Raw genomic sequence first — 1831 nt, forward strand, 5'->3', positions numbered from 1 at the left:
GGGGGAGCAGGGGGAGCAGGGGAAGAAAGAATAACTAATGCCTAATGCCCAATGCCCTATTTCCCTTATGAATAAAACAAAAAACCGGGTAAATACCCGGTTTCTGACAACATTAAAATACTAAGTTTTTTAGGGGCATAGTGCTGCTATGCTCCCATTTGCTTGTTGTCAAAATTAAACTTTAGCAGCAGCTTTGGTGACAACGTTGAGTTCACCTTTAGCATACTTAGCAGCAAAATCTTCCAAAGAAATTTGCTTAATCTTGCTGGCGTTGCCAGCTGTGCCAAATTGCTGATAGCGTTCAGCACAAACCTTCTGCATATATGTAATAGAAGGCTTGAGGAAGTGACGGGGGTCAAATTCCTCTGGTTTTTTAGCCAAAGCTTCACGGACAGCAGCAGTAATAGCCAAACGGTTATCGGTGTCGATGTTTACTTTACGTACACCACTCTTGATGCCTTTTTGGATTTCTTCTACAGGTACACCGTAGGTTTCAGGAATTGCACCACCATATTGGTTAATCAGTGCAAGCAAATCTTCAGGTACAGAAGATGAACCGTGCATTACCAAGTGGGTGTTAGGCAAACGACGGTGAATTTCTTCAATGCGGCTGATGGCCAAAATTTCACCAGTCGGCTTGCGGGTAAACTTGTAAGCACCGTGGCTTGTGCCAATGGCAACAGCCAAAGCATCTACTTGGGTTGCTTCTACGAAGTCAACAGCTTCATCGGGGTCGGTTAGCAGTTGTGAGTGGTCGAGTGTACCTTCAAAGCCGTGACCATCTTCAGCTTCACCAGCACCAGTTTCTAGAGAACCTAAACAACCGAGTTCACCTTCAACGCTGACACCCAAAGCATGAGCTACGTTTACAACTTCACGGGTAACATTAACGTTGTACTCGAAGCTAGCGGGAGTTTTCGCATCAGCTTCTAAAGAACCATCCATCATTACGCTGGTGAAGTTGTTCTTCATTGCTGAGTAGCAAGTAGAAGGCGCATTACCATGATCTTGGTGCATGACAATGGGAATCTGAGGATAGGTTTCTACTGCTGCCAAAATCAGGTGTCGTAGAAAGTTTTCTCCTGCATAATTACGAGCGCCACGAGAAGCCTGTAAAATTACAGGGCTATCTGTCTCGACAGCAGCCTTCATGATTGCCTGAATCTGCTCCAAATTGTTAACGTTAAAAGCTGGGATGCCGTAACCGTTTTCAGCTGCGTGATCCAACAGCAGCCGCAGTGGTACAAGCGCCATAGATAGTCCTCCTAATGTGGTTGTCAGCTAGTCGGTCTGAGAAAAGCGTAACTATTACGCTAAATCTTAAGAGTTTTTTCAACTTATAGGAAATTATAACTAGTGTCGTGTATCTATGTTGAAAAAGTTTACGCCATCGTTACTATAAAATATGTTCTATACTCCTGCACTATGCGCCATATTTTCTCTGTGTCGCTGTACATTTAGTTACCCTACAGATAGTAGCTCTGGTAGCCCAGTATCCAAAATGCTCATCTCGAAGCGATCGCTTCAACTTAAACACACTAACTTATGACAAATGCTATCAGGGTGTTTTTCCCTAACTATTGCATTCGGGATGAAACTATGCATAATTCACAGAAATTAACGTGAGTGTCCAACGGACACTCACGTTAAATATAGCGTAGCTTGCTTCCGCGTTCGCGTAGCGTCCCGTAGGGAAGTAGTAACAGACTTGTACTGAGCGCAGTCGAAGTACAAGTCTGTTAAGCTAATCGTCCTTTAACTGATTCGGCGGAATTCCCCGTCCCTCTACAGGGCGGGGATGGATAGCCGGACGACGACGAAAACACCTCCA

At 44.6% G+C, this 1831-nt stretch carries 1 protein-coding gene; it reads right to left on the reverse strand.

All coding sequences use genetic code 11. The features are described from left to right. Positions 1 to 174: 174 nt before the first annotated feature. On the reverse strand, positions 175 to 1254 hold the full coding sequence (fba, locus tag CDG77_RS34710) for a class II fructose-bisphosphate aldolase (RefSeq protein ID WP_094333634.1): 1080 nt from the start codon (positions 1252 to 1254) through the stop codon (positions 175 to 177). Positions 1255 to 1831 lie beyond the last annotated feature (577 nt).

Source organism: Nostoc sp. 'Peltigera membranacea cyanobiont' 213 (assembly GCF_002245975.1).
Lineage (GTDB): Bacteria > Cyanobacteriota > Cyanobacteriia > Cyanobacteriales > Nostocaceae > Nostoc.